This window comes from Paenibacillus sp. JDR-2 (genome assembly GCF_000023585.1).
Lineage (GTDB): Bacteria > Bacillota > Bacilli > Paenibacillales > Paenibacillaceae > Pristimantibacillus.
In genome coordinates this window covers 6,939,245-6,961,147 of sequence record NC_012914.1, presented here as the reverse complement: position 1 = coordinate 6,961,147, position 21,903 = coordinate 6,939,245, and the positions used below count along the sequence as shown (strand labels likewise).

Here is a 21,903-nt window from a genome sequence, read left to right as displayed (position 1 = left end):
AATCCCTAATATTCAGGCATACAAGACAGTATTTACGCGAAAAAAAGGGGGGCGAGCGTTGAAGGTTGCGATTCTGACCATGTTCAACGGGTTGTCGAAGACCTATTCCTTAGTCAGCGTTGTGGAGGAGCATCTGCAAATGCTGCTTGGCGGCGGAGTAGGCGTTAAGGTGCTCGTCAGTCAAGACTGCCCGGATTCCGAGCGGTACGGCATCTATAGCGATGAGCGGATTGAATGGATCAAAATAACGAACCGGCTGCATGGCAAGCAGATTCATTGGGTGGATTATACGCAGCCTACGGGAAGGGTTCATCCAAGCTTCTTCCAGGAGGCAGAGGCCGTTGCAGACAGCTTATACGAGGCTTTATCGGATGTGGAGGTTGTATTTCTCCACGATATTCTGTACCAGGGCTGGCATCTCGTTCATAATATTGCGGTCCGTCAGGTGCAGGTCCGGCTGCCCCGGCTTAGATTCCTTGCCATGACGCATTCCTATCCGGCCGTCAGGCCGCAGCGGATGGACTGGCCCCTCTCGGCAAGATTTCTGCCGCTGCCGAATACCACCTATCTGTACCCGGCCGAATCGGGATTACCCGCGCTCGCAGAGCAGTACAAGGTCCCGCTTGAGCGATGCAGGGCGATCCCGAACAGCCTGAATCTGTTTGGCGAAATGGGAGAAGAGGTACAGCGGCTTGGAACGCGGACCGATCTGTTGTCACCGGACATTCTGGCGGTTTATCCGGGCCGGCTCACGACAGGCAAGCAGATGGAGAAAGCTGCTGCGCTTCTGGGGGCAATAGGATCGGTGTCGGGTAAACGGGTGAAGATGATCTTTTGCGATTTTCCGTCTCTCGATATCGAACCGGCTGCTTACAAACGGAGAATCCGAAGCGAAGGAGAGCTATACGGTCTTGGCGGGGAAGATCTTGCATTCACCTCGGACCTGGGTTGGCCGGACGGCTTCCCGCATTCGGGGGTCATGGATCTGTTTACGTTGAGCAATTTATTTCTATGCACCTCCTATTCGGAATCCTTTGGGCTTATTGTGCTGGAGGCGGCAAGCCGGGGCAATATGCTTGTCCTGAACGAGGCGGTGCCTGCGCTGGAGGAGCTGGGCAACCGGCTTCAAGCGTATTTTATGAGGTGGAATGCAAGGGGGTTCGGCATGGATACGAGAGAGACCTACCATCCCTCGGAGGAGGCGTATTTGCGCGAGCATGCGGGACGAATCGCAAGTCTGATGGAGAATAATCAAGTTATTCGGGCCAAGACCATGATCCGCCGGCAATACAATCCGATGTGGATCTGGGAGAACCGGCTAAAGCCGTTAATTGAACATAGGCCCTAAGAGGGCATTAAAGAAAGGCTCTCCTACCCGGAGAGCCTTCTTCTTGTTTCCATGAATAATTTGGCATCGTTGTTGGGAATGAATAACATATCTTTTTCCCCGTACGAAGGGGAGATCAGGAACGGAATGATTAGCTTATGAGTGGAAAGGCCAGCAAAATCAATATCGTCCAGTTGCTTATGATATTTGCTTTAACCAACGGTCTTATCGATCATGTCATCATTAATCCGATGCTGCTGGATGCTTCCGGGCGGGATGCATGGATTACGGTTATCGTGACAGGGGCCGTTTTTGTCGTATGGTGCCTGCTGCTTGCTTGGATGATGAAAAAATCCGGCCAACAGAAGTGGCGGAAGTGGATTTCGGATAAGACTCATCCCGTTGTGTCATGGATTCTGATTATTCCGGTCTGCGTCATTTTGTACATGATCGGGGCAACAACCGTTCTCCATACCGTGAAGTGGAATACAACCAACTACCTGCCGGCTTCCCCGGCGCTGGCGCTTGTCCTTACTCTGGTTATTATCTGCTTTTTCATTACGGTATGGGGTCTCCGCTCTATTGCGGTAACCGCGGGCGTCTTGTTTCCCATTGTCTGCGTATTGGGGGTATTCGTCAGTGTCTTTAACCACTCGGAAAAAGACTACAGACTGCTGACTCCGATTCTGGAGCACGGGTGGGAGCCTGTTGCCAACGGCATTTTGTATGCGTCAAGCGGTTATATCGAGGTTATATTTCTGCTTCTGCTGCAGCATAGGCTTAGCGAAAAGATCAAGACATGGCACATCCTCGGCTACAGCCTTTTTATCGTAGGAATCATGCTGGGACCAATCGTTGGCGCCATTACCGAATTCGGTCCTAGGGAGGCTGCCAATCAGATGACCTCCCCTTACGAGCAGTGGCGTCTCGTGAAGGTGGGGCAATATATCGAGCATGTCGATTTCTTCTCGATCTTTCAATGGATGTCGGGGGCTTGCATCCGCATTTGCATCGCGGTGTATCTCTTGACCGATGCTCTGAAGATGACGGGGAGAGTCCGCAAATGGACAACGGCTATTATTATGGCCAGCTACATTTATGTTGGAATCATTCGCACGAATGATTATTCCTATTACCAGTGGATGTACAAAGTGTTTTTACCTATTTCACTTGTTATTTTGCTGGTTGTAACACTGATATGGATGGTCATCACCTTGTTTGCCAAACCATACCGGAAGGATGAGCCACAATGACGGCACCCGCAGGCAGCGTAAGCTGGAACGAAGAACGATTGAAGCAGCTATATCAGGGATCGGCTGACGTATTCGTCAAGCCATGCCGCTTCGGAACCAGCGACAAGCCTTCCGTTGTACTCGTGTACGCGAATGCTCTCTGCGATACGGGGCAGATTCACGAGTTTGTCCTGCCTGTTCTTACCGAGTATTACGAATCGTCGGGAAAGGCTTCGGCAGAAGACATCCACCAGATGATTTCCCGGCTGTCTCTGTTCACTTATAAAGAAATCCCTACCGAGGAAGATATTGATGAAATTGTATTCGAGGGGGGACTATTTCTTTATTTCGTTCAGGAGAAGCGTTATTTCAATATGGGAATCAGCGACCGCCCGCAGCGGATGCCAAGCGAATCCAGCACGGAAATTTCCATTAAAGGCCCCAAAGACGGCTTTATTGAAGATATGTCCGTCAATGTGGCGCTCATTCGCAAACGGCTCCGCAGCCATTCCTTGTACGTGAAGGAATACACAATCGGCAAGCGGACGAAGACAAGACTGTCCCTGCTCTATTTCGAAGACATTATTAGTCCGAAAATATTAAATGCGGTGCATAAAAGCCTGCAGTCTATCAATACGGACGGTCTCTACAGCATTAACCAGCTGGAGGAGGCCTTAACCGGCTCGAGGTACAAGCTTCTCCCGCTGCTGGATTATACGGGGAGACCCGATTACTGCGTTAATGCCTTACTCTCCGGCAGGTTTCTTATTGTTATGGATGGCAACCCGTTAGTTATCGTAGGACCAGCCGGATTAAGCCTGCTGCTTAAATCGCCGGAGGATATTCATTTCAACTACACCTATGTTTCCTTTGCACGGCTGATTCGTATTTTCAGTCTTTTCATTACAGTATTCCTGCCGGGAATCTGGGTCGCGCTAATGGCCTTTCATCAGGATCAGCTGCCGTTCCGGATTATGGCAACCATATCGGTATCCCGCCTCGGCCTTCCGTTCTCCGCGCAGATCGAGATGTTTATCCTGCTAATGCTGCTGGAGATCTTCCGTGAGGCCGGTGTCCGGCTGCCGACTTCCATCGGTCAGACCTTAACGTCGATTGGCGGTCTCATCATTGGCGATGCCGCGATCCGCGCGGGGCTGGTGTCGCCGTCGGTTGTTGTGATTGGCGCGATTACCGCGGTCTCGGGAGTAACGCTGGTCAATCAGTCGTTAAGTACGGTCGTCAGTATTATCCGCCTGTTCTTTTTCCTGCTGTCTTCCTTCCTCGGCATGTATGGGGTTATCCTCGGGATCGTCCTATTCATTGCGCTTTTGGGAAGCCAGAAGTCATTTGGGGTAAGTTATCTTGCTCCTCTATCGCCTCTAAAAATCAAGGATGTTGTAGCTTCGTTCCTCCGGCTTCCTTGGTTCTTAATGAAACGGCGTCCGGGCGTCCTGCAAAATCAGGATGACGAGCGGTAAGGAGTGGAATAGGATGCGGTTAATTATCGGAAGGATGCTTGTTTGTTTGCTTGTCGTTGGTTTTCTGCCAAGCTGCGCGAACTCGAGGGATATTCAAAATATGGCTTATGTCACCGCGCTTGGGGTGGATTACGTGAACGGCGAATATAAGACGTATGTACAGGTGCTAAACTTCTCCAATATCGCGAGATCCGAGAATACGTCGCTGGGCCAGAAGGTGCCGATCTGGATCGGAACGGGGCACGGGGAGACGCTTGCTCTCTCGCTTGCCGATACGAACGAAACCTCGCAGTTTCCATTGTTCTGGGGTCATCTGAAGGCGGTGGTTCTAAGCGAGAATCTGATGAGGCGAGGCGGGAAAGAAACATACGCGACGTTAAACAGGCATTACGAGGTCCGTTATAACGTGCTAGTATTCGGCACGAAGGAGAAGATGGAGGACATTTTGACGCAAAAATCGATTTTTAATCTGTCCCCGCTTGATACCATTATGTACACAAGCGTGCAGAACCGCAGCCAAAGTCCTTATGTCATTGCCTCCTACGGCAACCGGCTTATCGCCAATATGAATGAGCCCGGCAACTCGCTTTACATCCCTTCCATTTCGATTAACAAGCACACATGGCTGGAGGAAAAAGCCGGACGCGGGATGTTTGAGATGAATGGGGCGTACTTTTTCGATAAGGGCAGAATAGTAAATTGGATGTCTTTGGAGGAGCTCAAGGGACTGAGATGGGCTACGGAAAAAATCAATAGAACAACTCTTCAAGTGCCATTGGAGGACGGTCATAAAGGAGCTATCCTATTCGCGCATCCCTGGATGAAAGTCATTCCGAAGGTACAGAGCAACGGGGACGTCAAGTTTGATCTTAAGGTTACGGCAAAAGGAACGATCAGAGATTCCGAAAATGCAACGATTGCGGAGATGGAAAAGCAAGCAGAGAAGGCTATAGTAGCTGAGATTAGAGAGACATACCTGATGGGACTGGCGAAACATTGCGATCCCTTCAAGTTGGAAGAGACGCTGTACCGGGAGCGTCCGCGCTTGTTCCACCAGCTGACCAAGGGAGGCTTCTTTTTCCTGAACGAGCATTCCCTTGGCCGCGTGCAGGTTACCGTAAAGATTGCAAGCACAGGGAAGTATAAGGAGATTGTGAAATAGGTCTACATCGTTTGGCCGCCGTCGACGGTGATCATCTGGCCGGTCATGGCCTCCTGCTCCAGCGAAGCGCAGATCAGCTGCGCAATATCCTCCGGAGTTGAGATCTGCTGCAGAAGCAGGTTAGGGGCGAGCTGCAGCATTTGCTCCTCCCGGCCGGCCCACCATCTTGTCGCGACGGCGCCCGGCACCACGCAGTTGACTCTTATATGCGGAGCCAAAGCCCGCGCGAGGGATTTGGTAAGGCCGTGGACGGCGGCTTTGGATACCGCATAAGGCAAGGACGAGCCTAAACCGGTTGTACCGGCGATGCTGCCGACATTAACGATGGCGCCCCGTCCTTGCTTTTTCATGCGGGTAGCAGCTGCTCTTGCGCAAAAGAACATGCCTTTTACGTTGACATCAAACAGCTCGTCCCACACTTCTCCGGTTGCGGCGTCCAGGTCGGAGAACGGAATGTGGCGGGTGATGCTGGCATTGTTCACTAGCAAATCCAAGGTGCCGAAGCGTTGGACGATAATCTCGACCATGTCTTTGACCTCCTGATCCTTCGATACATCCGCCTGAATGGCCATCGCCTTTCCGCCCAGGCTCTGAATAAGCTGTACGGTTTCCTCTGCTTCTTGCCGGGAACGGGAGTAGTTGACGGCAACAGCCGCTCCTTTACTGGCTAATGCCAGACTGGTCGCCCGTCCGATTCCCGTTCCTCCTCCGGTTACAAGCGCTGTTTTATGCTTCAGTTCCATTTGATAACCTCCTGCTTCTTCATTTAATGTCATTGTATAAGTCGCTGTACGATTTGTATAATTGAATAAAATGAATGGTTTATTCAATAAAATTGAATCCATCTAAAGGAGCTGGAGAAGCCAATGGATCTGAAGACCTTAAAGACCCTGCACGCCATTGTCCGGCATGGCAGCTTCCATCAAGCGGCGGCGGAGCTGAGCTACGCCCAGTCGACGGTAACGATGCAGATTCAGAGGCTGGAGGCGGATCTAGGCGTACAACTGTTTGAACGGGGGAAGAAGATCCTGCTGACGGAAGCGGGAAGGCTGTTTTATGAGCAATCCCTGGATATTGTCCGCCGGATGGAACGGCTGCAGAGCAATCTGGCCGAGCTGCAAAACGGCGAAGCCGGGAAGCTTAGGCTTGGCGTAACGGAGCCAACGGCCAGCTGCAGGCTGCCGCAGCTGCTTATGGCATTTATGAACGGGAATCCGAAGGTAGAGATATCTCTTGAGATTGCCAGCACGCCTTTACTGGTGGACGGACTGAGACAAGGCGATCTGGATTTTGCGCTATGCTCTGCGCCGGAGACCGTGGAGGATTTATATTTTCACCCTCTGTTTCAAGAAAAATTTGTTTTGCTGCTTCCGGTGAATCATCCGCTAGCCGGCCTGGAACACATCAAGCTTAGCGACCTGGAAGGGCACCGGCTGCTTATCACGGCGGCAACCTGTCCCTACCGGAAGAAGCTTGAGAGGGTTCTGCAGGATAACGGGCCTCTATCGATCGAGACGATGGAGATCGGCAGCATGACGGCGTTAAGGCATTACGTGGCAAGCGGCTTTGGCATCGCCCTTGTTCCGCTTTCCGCATTGGAGCCATTGCCCGGAGGTACGCAAATAGGGGAGCTTCAGGACGTATCGATAGACATGCTGATGGGGCTGGCCAGCCGTACCGCGCCGTTATCTCCGGCAGCCGCAAAACTTTACGAGAATTTAAGGCAGTCTTTGGAAAGGATTTAGACCCCTGCATAGAGAAGGAATGATATGGAAACGATAGTGCAAGGTTCAAATCGTTTAACTATCTCCTAGAAAGAAGGTATATCATGTCTAATCTGAATATCGGGATTATTTTGGGAAGTACTCGCCAAGGACGCGTATGTCCGCAAGTAGGCGAGTGGGTGAAGGGTGTTGCCGATAAACGCGGCGATGCTAACTATGAAATCGTAGACGTCGCAGACTACAAGCTGCCGATGTTTGGGGAAGTGGATGCTTCGGAGCAAGCAGGCGCTTGGAATGCGAAGCTGGCGGGCCTCGACGGTTTCGTGTTTATCGTAGCGGAATACAATCACAGCATCACGGCTTCCTTGAAAAATGCGCTCGATTTCGCGCGTGATGCTTGGAACAACAAAGCAGCCGGCATCGTGAGCTACGGATCGGTGGGCGGCGCCCGCGCGGCTGAACATCTTCGCGGAATTCTCGGCGAGCTGTCGGTAGCTGACGTACGCGTTCATCCGGCGCTGTCGCTGTTCACGGACTTTGAGAACGGCTCGGTATTCAAGCCGGCTGATCTTCATCTGACGAACGTAAACGGCATGCTGGACCAGGTTCTTGCCTGGAGCGGCGCGCTTAAGACGCTTAGACAATAGATGATTGCCTTACGAAGAGCATCCTCCCCGGAGGATGCTCTTTTTTTTGTTAATTAACGGTATATGTAACCTTCTTGTCATATTTAACGTCAGTAGCAATGACCGTTTCCGAATTAATTACCTTACATCAAGGAGTGTGCTAGACGTGAAAAAACCATTGTTATTACTATTATTTACGGTTATCGCAATTCTGACATTGAACGCCTGCTCGGATGGGGGCAGCGGCCACAAAGCTCCCGCAACCGCTTTAACCCCGAAAGAAATGGCGGAAAAGCTTGTGCAGCCATACGAGCAGCCGCGGCAGGCCGAGCTTGATGCTGACGGGGTGAAGAACCTGTACCATCTGGATCCGGCTCTTCTCGAAGCGTATTCCATCAACACCCCTCTAATGAACGTGAAGACCAACGAAGTTGCGGTTCTGAAAGTGAAAGACGCCAAAGACCTGGAGACGGTTAAGAAAGCCGTGGAGCAGCGCGCGGCAGACGTTCAGAAGCAATTCGAGAGCTACTTGCCCGACCAATACGAGAACGCCAAAAACTATAAAACGGCCGTGCAGGGCAGCTACGTGTTATTCGTTATCGATGAGCATGCGGATGAGATGGCAGCCGCTTTTAACGCCTTCTTCGAAAAGAAGTAGCCGGCTATGGTATTTAGCAGCCTGTTATTCCTGTTTATTTTTTTGCCGGCGGTATTCCTGCTCTATTGGCTGTCGCCGCGAAGAGGGAAAAATCTGATTCTGTTCCTGGCCAGCCTCGTCTTCTACGCCTGGGGCGAACCGGTCTATATCGTCATTATGCTGATTTCGACGGTGACGGATTACAGCTTTGGTCTCTTGTTAAGCAAGCCGGAGTGGGGTCCGAAGCGGCGCAAAGGAATCGTGGTCGCCTCGGTTATCGTGAATCTGGCGCTGCTGTCGTATTTCAAATACGCCGACTTTGCGGTCAGCAACCTCAATGCCTTGCTTGGCACGGATATTCCGCTGACGGAGCTGGCGCTGCCGATCGGCATCTCGTTTTATACGTTCCAATCGATGTCGTACATTATCGACGTGTACCGGGGCACGGCGAAGGCCCAGCGCAACTGGATTGATTTCGGTACGTTTGTGGCCTTGTTCCCGCAGCTTGTCGCGGGGCCAATCGTGCAGTACAACACGCTGGCGGAGCAGTTGAAGGAACGCCGCGTGACGATGGAGATGTTTGCGGAAGGAGTAAGGCGTTTTATTATCGGTCTGGCCAAAAAGGTGCTCCTGGCCAATAATATCGGCTTGCTCTGGCATGCGGTTTCGGATGCCGATGCGGGCACGCTGCCGGTATTGACCGCATGGCTTGGCATTATCGCTTTCGCGTTCCAGATTTATTTCGATTTCAGCGGCTATTCGGATATGGCGATCGGGCTTGGCCTGATGTTCGGCTTCCGGTTCAACGAGAACTTCAATAAGCCGTATACGGCGCAAAGCATTACGGATTTCTGGCGCAGATGGCATATATCGCTCAGTACTTGGTTCCGGGATTACGTCTATATTCCGCTTGGCGGCAACCGGAAGGGACTGCCGAAGCAGCTCCGCAACATCCTGATTGTCTGGCTTCTGACCGGAATCTGGCATGGGGCGGCATGGAACTTCATGCTGTGGGGTTTGTATTTCGGCATTATTCTTATTTTCGAAAAATGGGCCGGTCTACGCCTGCTCTCCCGCGCGCCGCGCTGGATCCGGCATGTCTATGCCAGCCTGCTTATTCTGATCGGGTGGGTGCTCTTCGCCTTTGACGAGCTGCCGAAGGCAGGCGGCTATCTGAAAGCGATGTTTGGCTTAAGCGGCCAGCCTGTCTGGAATGACGGGACGGTGTACTTCTTGTACACGAACCTGGGTTTGCTTGCGGTGCTTGTTCTGGCTTCAATCGCCTGGAGGAAGCGGACGGCGCCCGCGCGGGAGAACGGCAGCTTATCGGCCGTCTGCTCGCTGGCCGGCTTTGCCTGGCTGTTTGTCCTGTTCTTCCTCTCCGTCTCTTATCTCGTCGACGCGACGTTTAATCCGTTCCTGTATTTCCGTTTCTGACAGCAAGGGGGACATCCATGATGAAAAAACAAACCGACCGTCTGCTCGCCATCTGGTTTATCGCGACGATCTTTGTTCTCGCCCTAATCTTCCTCTTCTCGCCGGCGAGAAAGTTCTCCGAGCTCGAGAACCGGTATTTGCAGGCGGAGCCCAAGCTGACCTGGGACCATCTGATCTCCAAGCAGTTTGCCGAGGAGACGGAAACGTTCGTCACGGACCATTTTCCGCTTCGCGGGCAGTGGGTATGGGTGAAGTCGCTCTCCGAGCAGCTGCGGCTTCAGCAGGAGAACAACGGGATTTACAAAGGGAAGGACGGCTACCTGCTCGAGAAGTTTACGAAGCCGGATCCGGCCTTGCTCGCTCAATATACGGATGCCGTGAAGGGCTTTGCCGCCTCTAGCCCGGATTCCGAGCTGACGTTGCTGCTTGCTCCGACCTCCATCGGCCTTTATCCGGATAAGCTTCCTTGGAAAGCGCCGCATGACCGGCAGGATCAGGTGAACGAAGCGGTAGGGAAAGAGCTGCAGGGACTTGCCAATCTGACGTATATCAACGGGTTCGACGTTCTGATGCCGCATGTTTCCGACCGGATCTATTACCGGACCGACCACCACTGGACGACGCTTGGCGCTTATTATGCTTACGAGGCTTATGCGAAGCAGATGGGCTGGACCCCGCATCCGCTATCGGATTATACGGTCAAGACCGTTAGCGATTCCTTCCTCGGGAGCTACCATACGCGCGGACAATTCAGTTTGGTGAAGCCGGATCCGCTGCAGGTCTTTTTGCCGAAGAAGCCGGTGGCCACGTCGGTGTATGTAGCGGATACCGATACGACCTCAAGCGGCTTGTACGACGAGAGCTTTCTCGCGAAAAAAGATAAATATTCGTATTTCCTTGGCGGCGTTCATGCGCTTATGACGCTGACCAGCGATATTCCGGAGGGCGAAGAGGATCTGGACAAGCTGCTTGTGGTCAAGGATTCGTATGCCCATAGCGTCTTGCCTTTCCTGGCGCAGCATGTCAAAGAAATTCATGTCATTGATATGCGCTATTACAACGGCAGCATTAGCGAATACATGAAAGCGAACGGCATCAGCCACACGCTTATGCTGTTTAATACGGCAACCTTCTCGGAGAACAACGAGATTCTCAAGCTCAGCAAATAATCGATATAACAAGGGAGAGTTTTTACATGAAAAAACGTGCCATCATTGTTCTTCTCACCACTATGATTATGGGCGGCGTGCTAAGCGCCTGCGGCGGCAATAACAATAATAGCAGCAGCAATACGGCAGCATCGCCAACTCCTACGGCTACGGCCCCCGCGGAAGAAAGTCCGTCCGTAAGCCCGGATGCGCAGCCAAGCGAAGAAGCATCGGAGACTCCGGCCGAAAGTCCGTCGGCGAGCGCAAGCCCGGATCCTTCGCCAAGCGCTTCAGCCGAGCCAAGCAAAACGCCGGCGCCTTCGAAGGAACCGGCACCAAGCGCGAAGCCTTCCGAGCCGGCTAAGAAGCCGGCGGCAACGCCTTCGCCAAGCGCGAAGCCGTCCGCTACGCCAAAGCCGACGCCTAAACCAACGCCAAAGCCAACCGTCAAGCCTAGCCCAAGCCCGTCCGCGGAGGCTGCGGCAAATGATATCATCGAAGCGATGCTGAAGGCTGTTGAACAGCCTGCCTTGATGGCTATGTCGGCTGACGATGTGAAGAACCAATACGGCATCGATACCTCGACGCTTGCCGATTTCTCGGGTCGTATGCCCCTTATGAACGTAAAGACAAACGAAATTGCCGTATTTAAGGTGAAGAAGGAGAAGGATATCGACGCGGTGAAGAAAGGCATGGTCAGCCGCGCCGAAGCGGTTCAGAAGCAGTTCGAATCGTATTTGCAGGATCAGTACGAGAATGCGAAGAACTACAAAATTGTCGTGCAGGGCAACTACGTCCTCTTCGTTATCTCGGAGAGCGCGGATGATCTCGTGAAAGCATTCAAGGCTGCGGTGAAAAAGTGAGAAAAAAAGATGCCGTATAATTTGACGCGTTAGATTCATCCTATTTGGGTAAGAACTGGCGTTTAAGGAGGTTACCCAAATGAATGAATCCCTGTTCCATTTGTCTTATATCGTGTTGCTTGGCGTACTGCTCGCGCTGGGGCTTGGTTGGATGGGATGGTTGATCTACCATCGGAGGAAGAGGAAAGCGCGATAAACAAAAAGCCATGAACTCCGTCATAGGAGTTCATGGCTTTTTTTCGAATAGTAACCGGCTATTTAATCCCGAAACGGATAAACGAATCCACGATATGCCGGCGGAGAAGCAGGTAGATAATCAGGATTGGCAGACAGGAGACGGTGGTGGCGGACATCAGGGAGCCCCACATATTCGTGTCGGAGTTGACGAACAGCTTCAGGCCGATCTGAATCGGTGAATGCTCCATCTTTTTCGTAATCAGCATCGGCCACAAATACTCATTCCAAGCATTAATGAACGAGATGATGCCAAGCGAAGCGATTCCCGATTTGATGTTAGGGATAATGAGCCTCACCAAGATGTCCCAGTCGTTCATGCCGTCGATGCAGGCCGCTTCGATCAGAACGCTTGGGAAAGACTGAAACGATTGATAGAGCGACAGAATGGCAAAGGTGGATACGCAGAACGGAAGCACGATGCCAAGCATGGAGTCATTCAGTCCCAGGTCGTTAACCAGAACATAGTTCGGAATCATAATCGCCTGGAACGGAATAAGCCAGGTCAAGCTCAGAACCGAGAAAATCAGACCTTTGCCGCGGAATCTCCAGCGTACGAGAGCGTAAGCCGCAAGCAGGCTGGTTGCCAGCTGAAGCAGCGTCATCGTAATGGAGATGGCAAACGAGTTAAAGATCATCCGTACAATCGGCATCTGGGAAAACGCATACGTATAGTTGCTGAAGGTCGGCGCATTCGGAAAGAAGCTGTCCGTAAAAATCTCGGAGTCGTTCTTCAGCGAAGAGATGACCATCCAGTACAGCGGAATAATCGCTATGATACACATCAGTGCCAGCGCCCCATGTCGCAGGAACGCCAGTACCGGGGAACGTTGGTTCATCGAACATTCTCCTTCACCGTTAATTGTCGTAGAACGACAGCTTGCGCGACGCTGCATTCATAAGCAGCGCGATTACGCCAAATATAAAGAAGAAGACTAGCGCCGCTGCCGAGCTGAAGCCTGCATTCAAGTTCGAGAACGCGAAACGGTACATTTCGTAGTAAATGTTCGTAGAGGTACCGTATGGACCGCCCGTTGTTAAAATATCGATATAAGCAAATGTCCATTGACTGGAGAACAGGATACTCATCATCATCATGAACATAATCATTGGCGACATGAGTGGAACGGTAACGTTAATGAATTGGCGCATGCCGGACGCGCCGTCAATGGCAGCCGCTTCGTAATATTCCCGGTTAATGCCGGTTAGGGCGGCCGAGAACATAATGACGCTGAAGCCGATCATTTTCCAGCCCGTAATGAGCAAAATAATCCACTTCGCGAAATTCGCGTCGGAGAAAAAGGCGATGGGCTGATCAATCAGGTTCATCTTAAGCAAGATATGGTTGATTACGCCGTTCGAGGGATGGAATAACCACCGCCAGATGGCGCTGACCGACACGGGAGCCAGAATCATCGGAATAAAGAAGATGCCTCGGTAAAAGTTTTTCATCTTGCCGTTCATATTGTTGGTGACGACGGCAAGGACAAGCGGGATCAGAATGGAAAACGGAAGCAGTCCTACCGTATAAAATACGGTGTTGCCAATGGAATCAAGGAAGGCCGGGTTGTGAAACAGTTTATCGAAGTTTTCCAGCCCGACGAATTTCTTGTCTGTACCGGGGACCATATTCCACTTGTGAAAAGCCAGGTAGAACGTCGTAACGAGCGGTTTGTACATCCAGACGGACAACAGGATAATGGCAGGAGCCAAGTAGACGAACGGTTTGAGCAGCCGCCATAGCTTGGCTTTATTCAGACGTCTTCTAGCAATTGCGGGACTCCCCTTTAAAGGGGGGGCATACGAGTTTTCGAATGTTTGGCTCATAACGATTCCTTTCCTACGGAGAGTTACGCTCTCCAAGTGTTATGGCTGTTCATTAAGGCATTAAGCCGTTGATTTGATCTTGCGCTTGTTTAAGCGTTTGTTCGACGTCTGCGTCCGTCGAAACGGATTTTACGATAGCGTCGGTGAAGGCTGTTACCATTTCCGTTGCGCTTTCGCCAGGCCAGATGGCGACCGGCTGAATGCGGGACAGCTGCTCCAGGTTGATTTTGTAGAGCGGATTTTGTTCAACGAAATCTTTCAGGCCGTTCGGGTCGTCGGCAAGTTTCGTGCGAAGCGGCAGGTAACCGATTTGGGACGTGATGATGGTATACCCTCTGTCGCCCGTAACGAACTTGATGAATTCCCATACGGCCGCATTTTTCTCGGGAGAATCCGGACGAACGGCAAGGACGGAGCCGGAGTTGACGGGGATGGATTCCTTATCGCCGAATTGCGGAAGAGCGCCGCCGTACACTTTCCAGCCGCCGGCTTCGGAAGCTTTCTTGATGCCGCTGTACAGCGATGTGGAAGAGACGTACATGCCGAGATTGCCAGCCATAAATTGCTCGGAAACTTCCGTGTCCGTGCCTTTAGCCGATGCGCCGTTCATGTACAGGTCTTTCCACATGGAGATCGCATCGACGCTTTCTTTATTAGCGAACTCCGCTTGCTTGCGGTCTTCGGACAATACGCGGCCGCCGTTGCTCAAGATCAGACCTTCCGTTACCCAACCGTTCTGAGGCGAGAGGCCAAAGCCGTCTTTGCCGGTCTTTTCTTTGATTTGCAGCGATGCTTTTTTAACGTCATCCCAAGTTTTTGGCGGGTTAGCCGGATCAAGACCGGCTTCTTCGAACAGCTTGCCGTTGATGAATACGATAGGCGTGCTGAAGGTGAAGGCAAGCCCGTACATTTTGCCGTCGATTTTGCCAAGCTCAAGCGCATTTGGCGAGATGTCCTTCAGATGCTCGTCCAGCTCTGCCTTAGGGAATACGTCCTCGTAAGCCTTGAAGCCAAGACCAAGACGGGAGCTGTCGAGCAGATTGAACGTATGTTGCACGACATCGACTTCTTTGCCAGCCGAGATATCCGCTTTGTACTGTTGAAAAGTGGCGTCGGGCACCCCTTCAACAATAACCCCTTTTTCTTTGCCAACCGTGTCGTTGAACTCTTGGATCAGCTGCTCCATGCCGGCTTTCATCGTTGGGTAAGCAAGGCTGTAGGAGTAGAAAGTAACCTTTGTCGGATTAGCCGGATCAAGCTTTCCGAGCTCTGCTTGATTGGCTGCTTGATTGCTCGAATTCGCCGCCGCGTTGCCGGACGCGTTGTTCGAACTGCTGTTTGCTCCGCAGGCACTAGCCATGATAAGCGAACCTACCGTCATAAGCGCGATAGCGCCTTTTGCCAGACGTTTCATAATGAGTGTTTCCCTCCGCTATAGTAGAAGTTTTTAATTTGATCTATTCCAAGCAATAATCTTGAATCCGTTGTTTCATAGCCTCGTCAATGCCGAATTCCTCCAGCAAATAACGGTCAAAGCTCTCATACTCGCGGATAATGCTGTCGAGCGTAGCCTTCAAATACATTTCTTGCAGCAGCATCGCTTCTTCGATTTTCCGGAGCTCTTCGGCACTGACATATTTGGCTGCCATGTCGAACATCTGCTGATGGAATTTCTCAAGAGTTACATTTGACAGCAGGTAATCCTCCAGCACCGTTTCATAAGGTACGCCAAGGGTCAGCAGAATCAGCATGCTGCCTACGCCCGTGCGGTCACGGCCGCCGGCGCAATGCTGGACAAGCGGCAGATTCGCTTCCGGATTTGCAAGAAGCTCCATCAGCTTCTTGTAGGAATCATTCCGGATCGGAAGAGCGGCGTAAAGATCATGAAGCATGTTCTCCGAGAACTGGTTGTGAAGCCCGCTGGCGAATACTTTCTCGAGATCGAGACTTGGCGCATCTTCCGCGGCTGCGTTCGCGGGAATACGGATGTTGACCGCTTGTCCGATCTGCGGATCGGGCTTTTGCTCGGCTTCGCCGCGATTGCGGTAATCGAAGACATGACGCAGATTATAAGCTTCAAGGATGCGGTGATCTTCCGGCGTAAGTCCGGTTAATTCCGCGGCACGGAACAATAAGCCTTTCTTGACCTTACGGCCGCCCTCTGTTCGGTAGCCGCCCATGTCCCGGAAGTTAAAGACGCCTTCCAAGGGAAGCAGACCTATTGGCATTACTTGATTCGTCATGGGGAGAACCCTCTTTCTCTTAGTTGTGGGCCATCAAAGCTTCAATGGGGAAGCGGAAAAACTCATCCTGCATGCCTGGCATAACAACGGTTTGTACCGTAACGCCTTCTTCGTAGACGGAGACAATGTTGTAGCCGCAGAAATCGACCATCTTGAAATGATTGTCTTCAGCAGCTTCGCCGCCGAAGGCTGTTCCTGTTGCCGCTACGTGGCAAATGCCTTTATAAGTCCCTACGTTGTTCGTATGCACGTGGCCGGCTACGACGCCAATAACGTCCGTGCCTTCCAGCACGTTGCCCAGCTGATCGCGGTTCGCAAGCACGTGGTCGGCAGGCATGCCGTTAATGTTCAGCATCGGATGATGCAGAGCTACGATTGTGCCATTCTCAGCCGGCGTGCTGAGCGTATCTTCGAGCCATGCCAATTGCTCGGCGTCGATCTCTCCGTGATGCTGGCCTTTCACTTGGGAGTTAAGGCCGATCAGGCGAACGCCTTGAATCGTATGGGAGTAGTAGTAGGCTTGCTCGGAAGGCTCCTCCTTCAGGAAGCCTTCGCGGAACGGAGCGCGGTGGTCATGGTTGCCAAGGACGACATGGACAGGCACGCCAAGCAGGGCGGAGCCTTCGTCAACAATCGTGCGGATGTATTCGTAGTCCTGAACGTTGCCTTCATGCGTCAGGTCGCCAGTGATCACAACAAATGCCGGGGATACGGAGGCTGTTTTGATATGCTCGAATACGCGTTTTACTTTGTCAGCCAGATTAAACTTGGCAAAAGGATTGTCTACTCCCGGCGCATTCATGTGCGTGTCTGTCAGGTGAACGAACTTCAGCTTTTCCATCGTAAGAACCCTCCTAAAAAGAATGATCACACAAACAGCTTCGCTGTTCATGATGATTCTTGTTTCGAAAGCATAAGCTAATTTTTTTTGAAAATGATGGGTTGCTTAGTGCTCGTGCGGCTCATAGTTCCCGATCTCGTCAACGCCATCCAGATGGATAACCCGGTAGGATGGAACACCGCTTTTCATCGTTACCCAGAGGATCAGATTCTCGTCCGAACGGTTGCCGCCATGCGTCAAGCCTCCGGTACGGCCGAGCTGAATATATTGCTTGGAAGCCTCTTTTTTGCTGGTATATTCAAGAGAGTGGAAGTGGCCGGCAAATACGGTGTGGGAGCGGCCTTCAAGCATGCGCTCAAGCTCCGCGAAATCCGCATTATCCGATTTCCAGCCCGGTTTATGCATCGTCACGAACGTGTGTTTCGCGTCTTGGTTGTTCTCCAATACTTCTTGGAAGAAGGCTAACTGCTCTTCGCCGATGCCGATATTAAGCTTACTCAGCTCGGCTGCTCCTTCAGGCGACATCGCTGCCATTCCGCTGAATAATTGTTCCAGAGGAGTAGTAGGATTTTGCTTGAACCGTTCAGTAGCTTGTTTAATCGTATCCATAACGGCATCCGGGAACTCTTGTGGAGGATTCTCGGTATTGACAACCAAATAGAGGACATCATTCAAGCGGAATGCATAATATTCGAAGCCTTTGCGTGCTCTCCATACCTCGGCCATCATCGGATTGCCGTAATCATGGTTGCCGACAACCTGGAAGAACGGAACGCCTGTCGCCCCGATTTTGGCATCAATCTCGTCCCACTCTTCGTGTACGTTAGCCGGGTCTCGCCAGTAGCCTTCGATCAAGTCGCCAACGGAGAGGATAAAGCTTGGCTTCAGATCAGTCAGCAGGTCGAGCGCTTTCTCGAACACGCCGGGTGTAGCAAGACCGCAGCGGTCGCCTACAACCGCAAAGGAGAAATCTCCTGCCGGCAGCTGCGGCAGCTCGCCAAACCAAGGGCGTTTGTCTGTAGCAAAACGTTTTTCGTCGAACCAGATCCCCGAATTGGATTTACCTAATTGAATGGTTGTCATCTTTTACGTTACCTCCTCGAATCTCTTATCTTCCCATTTAGTATGCAGGTTGTATGTAAGTTGTGTGTAATCGTGGGATTGAATATTTGTAAAAAAGCAAAACAAAAAAACCGGAAAGTCCTGAGGACTTCCGGTTGCGGGTCTGGCAGCTATTTATTTCATCAAGCCATGAAGAATGAAGTGTTCGTGGGTATCCGAGTACTGCGAGGCGACGGCGGTTTTAGCCGCGGCTGTATCGCCGGCCTTAATGGCTTCAAGAATACTGCGGTTCGTTTGAATGGAACGGCTTGGCTGATATTGCGGATATTTGATGCGATAGGATACGGTGCTGAACACGTAACGGCCGCGGTACAGCTCCATAATTTGCAGCATGCTTTCATTATGGATCGTCTTAAGGATGGTTTCGGTAAATTGCAAAGTACTATTGTAGTAGCCGTAGAAATCCTTTTGCTCCAAGGCGGATTGCTGCTGCTCGAGCACTCGTTCCATAGCTGGTATATCGAACTTTAGCTGCCGTTTGGCGGCTGTGTCCAGCACGAACAGCTGCATGGAGACAAGAACCTCGTACATCTCGCTGAATTCATGGGCGGATACTTCCTTCACCATAACCCCCCGTCCACGGAAGGAGCCTACAAGCCCTTCCCGCTCAAGCAGGGAAATTGCGGCGCGGACCGGCGTTCTGCTCATCCCAAGCTGCGCGGCAAGCTCGTTCTCCGAGAGCATGGAACCCGGCATGAATTCAGCCCGCATAATCCGTTCCCGGATTTCACGGTAAGCAATAGATTCTAATGAAGTGGAGGACATAGCGTATTTTCCTTTATCTGTTTTTTAGACTAATAGTACCAAATAACCGGAAAGCAATGCTATAGGCAAGCTGATGTCAGCCGATCGTGCCGCCATCCACTACGACATCGATAAGGCGGTAACCCTCGCTGCCGCTCTTGATAATCAAATCCCCTTTAATATGCAGATTCCGCAAGGTAACATCCGGAGCCGCTATCGTAACGTCTCCGTACACCGTCTCGACGGCGGATTCAAGGCCGTAAGTACCCGGAGCCGAGTAAGTCCGGTTCACGATGCCGGACTTCAGCAGTCTGTCGATCATGCTGACAGCGCTTGCACGAGTGACCGGCTCCGTCGGCCGGAAGGTGTCGTCCGGGTAGCCCTGCACAATTCCTTTTTCCGCTAAGTTGGCAACGGCTCCGCGGCTTGCTTCCGGGATCCGATCATTGTCACTGAATGAGGTGTCCTGTTCTCTCGGAAGCTCCAGCTGAACCAGGGTTGCGAGCATAAGAGCCGCTTCCTCCCGGGTAATGATCTGCTCCGGTCTTATCCGGCCGTTGCCTCCCTCGGGTATGTAGCCTGCTTGAACGGCTTTGCCTATTTCGGTATAAAACCAGTCGGAAATCTTAACATCTTGATAAAAGAAGGGGGCAGCGTCGCTCAATTCGAAAGCTCTGTTGATCATTGATACCATCTCCGCCCGGGTCACGGGCATCTCCGGTTTAATCGTCCCGTCCGGATAGCCCTGCAGCCATCCGAGATCGAGCCATTCCTTTAAAGCCGGGGCGGCCCATGACTGCTCCGCTTCTTCGTATGCCGCTTGGGAGGCGGCATAGCCCGTTATTGCAAAGGTAAAGAGACAACCGATTAGCAGCGGCACAACGGCTTTCCATCGACTCATCAGGATCGCATCCCTTCAAAATGTAGTCCTCTATTAAAGTGTACGAGAATCTAAATGCAATAGCTGTCGAATGGAAGTGGAAGGCATAGGAAACAATAGGGGCACGAAGAATGACAGATAAAGGATGGATCCGAATTGGCTAATCCGTTTCGAGTGTTTAAGAAGGACCTGGGTTATTTTCTGAAAAACAGGATGCTTATCATTACGTTTCTTGGCGTTTCTATCGTGCCGATGCTGTACGGCGGGTTCCTGATTAAGGGGAACTGGGATCCTTACGGGAAGCTTCAGAATTTGCCGGTTGCCGTTGTCAATCTGGATAAAGGCGCGGAATATCAAGGGAAAGCGATGAATGTCGGCGAGGATTTCGTGAAGGAGCTGAAGGAGAATGAGACCTTCGACTGGCGCTTTGTCAGCGAGCAGGCTGCCCGCGAGGGGATGGTCAGCAACCAGTATTATGCGACGATTACGATTCCGGACAATTTCTCCGAGCATGCGTCCTCTTTAACAAGCGACACGCCTCAGAAGGCGGACATTATCTTCGAATCGAACAGCTTTTATAACTTTATATCCGGGCAGATCAGCGAAAATGCGACAAAGGAGCTGCGAAACAAGCTGTCGCAAAATCTGACTGAGGCGTATTCGAGAAGTATGCTCTCTCAATTCTCGGAGCTTTCGAGCGGTCTTTCGCGGCTGGCGGCCGGAGCTTCGGATCTGCATGACGGTACGTTGCAATTAAAGAACGGTGCGGGGACGCTAAGCGGCAAGCTGCAGGAGCTGTCGGGCGGTGCGGCCAAGCTTCACGCCAGTGTCGGCCAGCTGGAGAGCGGGGCATCGGAGCTGAATGCGGGGCTGTCGAAGCTAAGCAGCAGCGCGGAGACTTTATCAACCGGAGCTTCGCAGCTGGGTACGGCTTCAACGCAGCTGAAGCAGGGAGCCGATAAGCTGGCGGATGGATCGGGGCAGCTGAAGGACGGGATCCAGTCCGCCAAGAGCGGAGCGGATGATCTGTACGCCGGCCTGCAGCAGTCCGCAGCCGGCAGTAAGCAGTTGCAGACGGGGCTTACCGCATCGGCTGCCGCCAGCGAGGCGCTGGAAGACGGCAGCGCCCAGGTAGCTGCGGGCCTCAAGCAGCTGGCGGAGAACAACGCCGAGCTGGCTGCCGATCCGGCGATGCAGAAGCTGCTGGCGGCAAGTCAGGCGGTAGCTGGCGGCGCGAAGGAGCTGAGCAAGGGCCAGCAGGAGCTGCTTACGGGCAGCCGCACCTTAAATGCCGGGCAGCAGAAGCTGCTTGCCGGCAGCAAGCAGCTAAGCTCCGGGCAGAGCAAGCTGCTGCAAAGCGCCTCGCAGCTGGCGTCGGCACAGGATCAGCTGCGTGACGGCTTATCGCAAATGGCGGCCAAATTCCCGGCTTTCGTATCGGGCAGCAAGCAGCTTGGACAAGGCGCAGGCCAGCTGGCGCAAGGGTCGGAGAAGCTGAAATCCGGTATCTCGCAGTTCGAGGCCGGCGGTGCTTCGCTTGCAAGCGGTGCCTCGCAGCTGGCCTCCGGTGCGGGCGAGCTGACAACCGGAGCCGATAAGCTGGCCACCGGCTCACAGCAGCTGGCGGACAATTTGGCGAGTGCCGCCGAGCAGACAGCCAGCCTCAAGGCGGACGAGAAGACGATCCAGATGATTGCCGAGCCGGTTACGATTGTGGCGAATGACGACCGCAAGGTGAGGCTGTACGCGAACGGGATTGCCCCGTATTTTCTGTCCATGGCCTTGTTTGCGGGCTCGCTTGTCTTTACGACGATGTTCTCGGCAAGACAGTCTTCTTCGGCCGAAGCGGACGGGTTTCCTTTGTTCCTCAGCAAACTGCTCACCTTCGGCGTGATGAGTCTTGCGCAATCCCTTATATTAAGTACGGTTATTCTATACGTGCTGGGATTAAAGGTGCAGAGCGTGCCGCTATTTTATCTGTACACCGTATTAACCGGGTTTACTTTTATGTTTGTTGTTCAAGCCTTTGTGACCTGGCTCGATAATCCCGGCCGGTTCGTTGTGCTGCTGCTCATGATTTTTCAACTTGTCTCAAGCGCGGGCACCTTCCCGTATGAGCTGCTGCCGGGCTGGGCGCAGGCGATGAATCCTTGGCTGCCGATGACCTACAGCATCCGCGGCTACAGGGATGTGATCTCGAGCGGCGACTTTGCTCATATGTGGGCGCAGGCCGGGCGGCTTGCCTTTTACGTTGTGATCTTTATCCTTCTGACGAGCCTATATTTCGCTTTGACGAAGAAGCAGCGGGACGAGCAGCTGATGCCGGTTAAGATCTGAATGAGGATGTAAAAAACAAGCTGCCGGTCTCCAAGGACCGG

Annotated in this window: 20 protein-coding genes; 11 read left to right on the top strand and 9 right to left on the bottom strand. The window is 52.4% G+C overall.

Annotated features, from left to right (window positions below; genetic code table 11):
* Positions 1-58 precede the first annotated feature (58 nt).
* From PJDR2_RS30560 to PJDR2_RS30545, 4 genes are all read left to right on the top strand, one after another.
* Positions 59-1,348 (top strand): hypothetical protein, encoded by a 1,290-nt coding sequence (locus tag PJDR2_RS30560; protein ID WP_015847617.1) that lies wholly within the window; start codon positions 59-61, stop codon positions 1,346-1,348.
* 137 nt (positions 1,349-1,485) lie between these two features.
* Entirely contained in the window at positions 1,486-2,580 is a 1,095-nt protein-coding gene (locus tag PJDR2_RS30555) for an endospore germination permease (protein WP_015847616.1), read from the top strand.
* Positions 2,577-4,037, top strand: a complete 1,461-nt coding sequence (locus PJDR2_RS30550; RefSeq protein WP_015847615.1) for a spore germination protein — start codon at positions 2,577-2,579, stop codon at positions 4,035-4,037. The genes PJDR2_RS30555 and PJDR2_RS30550 overlap by 4 nt, the downstream gene beginning before the upstream one ends.
* Before the next feature lie 13 nt (positions 4,038-4,050).
* Complete coding sequence (locus PJDR2_RS30545) at positions 4,051-5,199, top strand: Ger(x)C family spore germination protein (protein ID WP_015847614.1); 1,149 nt, start codon at positions 4,051-4,053, stop codon at positions 5,197-5,199.
* 2 nt (positions 5,200-5,201) lie between these two features.
* Here PJDR2_RS30545 and PJDR2_RS30540 read toward each other — a convergent pair whose 3' ends face one another.
* Positions 5,202-5,942: an SDR family NAD(P)-dependent oxidoreductase gene (locus tag PJDR2_RS30540; protein WP_015847613.1), complete on the bottom strand. Its 741-nt coding sequence runs from the start codon at positions 5,940-5,942 to the stop codon at positions 5,202-5,204.
* Between the two features lie 123 nt (positions 5,943-6,065).
* On the opposite strand from PJDR2_RS30540, the gene PJDR2_RS30535 reads away from it, so the two are divergent.
* The 6 genes from PJDR2_RS30535 to PJDR2_RS32245 all read left to right on the top strand — a co-directional run bounded on the left by PJDR2_RS30535 (position 6,066) and on the right by PJDR2_RS32245 (position 11,634).
* Entirely contained in the window at positions 6,066-6,944 is an 879-nt protein-coding gene (locus PJDR2_RS30535) for a LysR family transcriptional regulator (RefSeq protein WP_015847612.1), read from the top strand.
* An 83-nt stretch (positions 6,945-7,027) separates the two neighbouring features.
* Positions 7,028-7,570, top strand: a complete 543-nt coding sequence (locus PJDR2_RS30530; protein ID WP_015847611.1) for an NADPH-dependent FMN reductase — start codon at positions 7,028-7,030, stop codon at positions 7,568-7,570.
* Positions 7,571-7,715: 145 nt separating this feature from the next.
* Positions 7,716-8,207 (top strand): DUF4358 domain-containing protein, encoded by a 492-nt coding sequence (locus PJDR2_RS30525; protein WP_150106584.1) that lies wholly within the window; start codon positions 7,716-7,718, stop codon positions 8,205-8,207.
* Positions 8,208-8,213: 6 nt separating this feature from the next.
* Positions 8,214-9,623 carry an MBOAT family O-acyltransferase gene (locus PJDR2_RS30520; RefSeq protein WP_015847609.1) on the top strand — a complete coding sequence of 470 codons (1,410 nt, stop codon included), beginning with the start codon at positions 8,214-8,216 and terminating at the stop codon, positions 9,621-9,623.
* 17 nt (positions 9,624-9,640) lie between these two features.
* Positions 9,641-10,792 carry a DHHW family protein gene (locus PJDR2_RS30515; RefSeq protein ID WP_015847608.1) on the top strand — a complete coding sequence of 384 codons (1,152 nt, stop codon included), beginning with the start codon at positions 9,641-9,643 and terminating at the stop codon, positions 10,790-10,792.
* 26 nt (positions 10,793-10,818) lie between these two features.
* The gene (locus PJDR2_RS32245) at positions 10,819-11,634 is read left to right on the top strand and encodes a DUF4358 domain-containing protein (protein WP_015847607.1); all 816 of its coding nucleotides are present in this window, start codon (positions 10,819-10,821) and stop codon (positions 11,632-11,634) included.
* Between the two features lie 254 nt (positions 11,635-11,888).
* Here the strand turns inward: PJDR2_RS32245 and PJDR2_RS30505 are convergent, their stop codons facing one another.
* The 8 genes from PJDR2_RS30505 to PJDR2_RS32235 all read right to left on the bottom strand — a co-directional run bounded on the left by PJDR2_RS30505 (position 11,889) and on the right by PJDR2_RS32235 (position 19,546).
* A complete protein-coding gene (locus PJDR2_RS30505; protein WP_015847605.1) occupies positions 11,889-12,707 on the bottom strand; it encodes a carbohydrate ABC transporter permease in 819 nt (272 codons plus the stop codon).
* Between the two features lie 19 nt (positions 12,708-12,726).
* Positions 12,727-13,695, bottom strand: coding sequence for a carbohydrate ABC transporter permease (locus tag PJDR2_RS30500; RefSeq protein ID WP_015847604.1), 969 nt, complete (start codon positions 13,693-13,695; stop codon positions 12,727-12,729).
* A 52-nt stretch (positions 13,696-13,747) separates the two neighbouring features.
* Positions 13,748-15,109, bottom strand: coding sequence for an ABC transporter substrate-binding protein (locus PJDR2_RS30495; RefSeq protein WP_015847603.1), 1,362 nt, complete (start codon positions 15,107-15,109; stop codon positions 13,748-13,750).
* 43 nt (positions 15,110-15,152) lie between these two features.
* A complete protein-coding gene (locus PJDR2_RS30490) occupies positions 15,153-15,938 on the bottom strand; it encodes a tyrosine-protein phosphatase (protein ID WP_015847602.1) in 786 nt (261 codons plus the stop codon).
* Between the two features lie 19 nt (positions 15,939-15,957).
* Positions 15,958-16,779: a metallophosphoesterase family protein gene (locus tag PJDR2_RS30485; protein ID WP_015847601.1), complete on the bottom strand. Its 822-nt coding sequence runs from the start codon at positions 16,777-16,779 to the stop codon at positions 15,958-15,960.
* 105 nt (positions 16,780-16,884) lie between these two features.
* On the bottom strand, positions 16,885-17,862 hold the full coding sequence (locus PJDR2_RS30480; RefSeq protein WP_015847600.1) for a metallophosphoesterase family protein: 978 nt from the start codon (positions 17,860-17,862) through the stop codon (positions 16,885-16,887).
* 153 nt (positions 17,863-18,015) lie between these two features.
* A complete protein-coding gene (locus PJDR2_RS32240; protein ID WP_015847599.1) occupies positions 18,016-18,666 on the bottom strand; it encodes a GntR family transcriptional regulator in 651 nt (216 codons plus the stop codon).
* A gap of 76 nt (positions 18,667-18,742) precedes the next feature.
* Complete coding sequence (locus tag PJDR2_RS32235; RefSeq protein WP_015847598.1) at positions 18,743-19,546, bottom strand: S-layer homology domain-containing protein; 804 nt, start codon at positions 19,544-19,546, stop codon at positions 18,743-18,745.
* Positions 19,547-19,681: 135 nt separating this feature from the next.
* Between PJDR2_RS32235 and PJDR2_RS30465 the strand changes: the two genes are divergently transcribed.
* Positions 19,682-21,862, top strand: coding sequence for a YhgE/Pip domain-containing protein (locus PJDR2_RS30465; protein ID WP_015847597.1), 2,181 nt, complete (start codon positions 19,682-19,684; stop codon positions 21,860-21,862).
* Positions 21,863-21,903 lie beyond the last annotated feature (41 nt).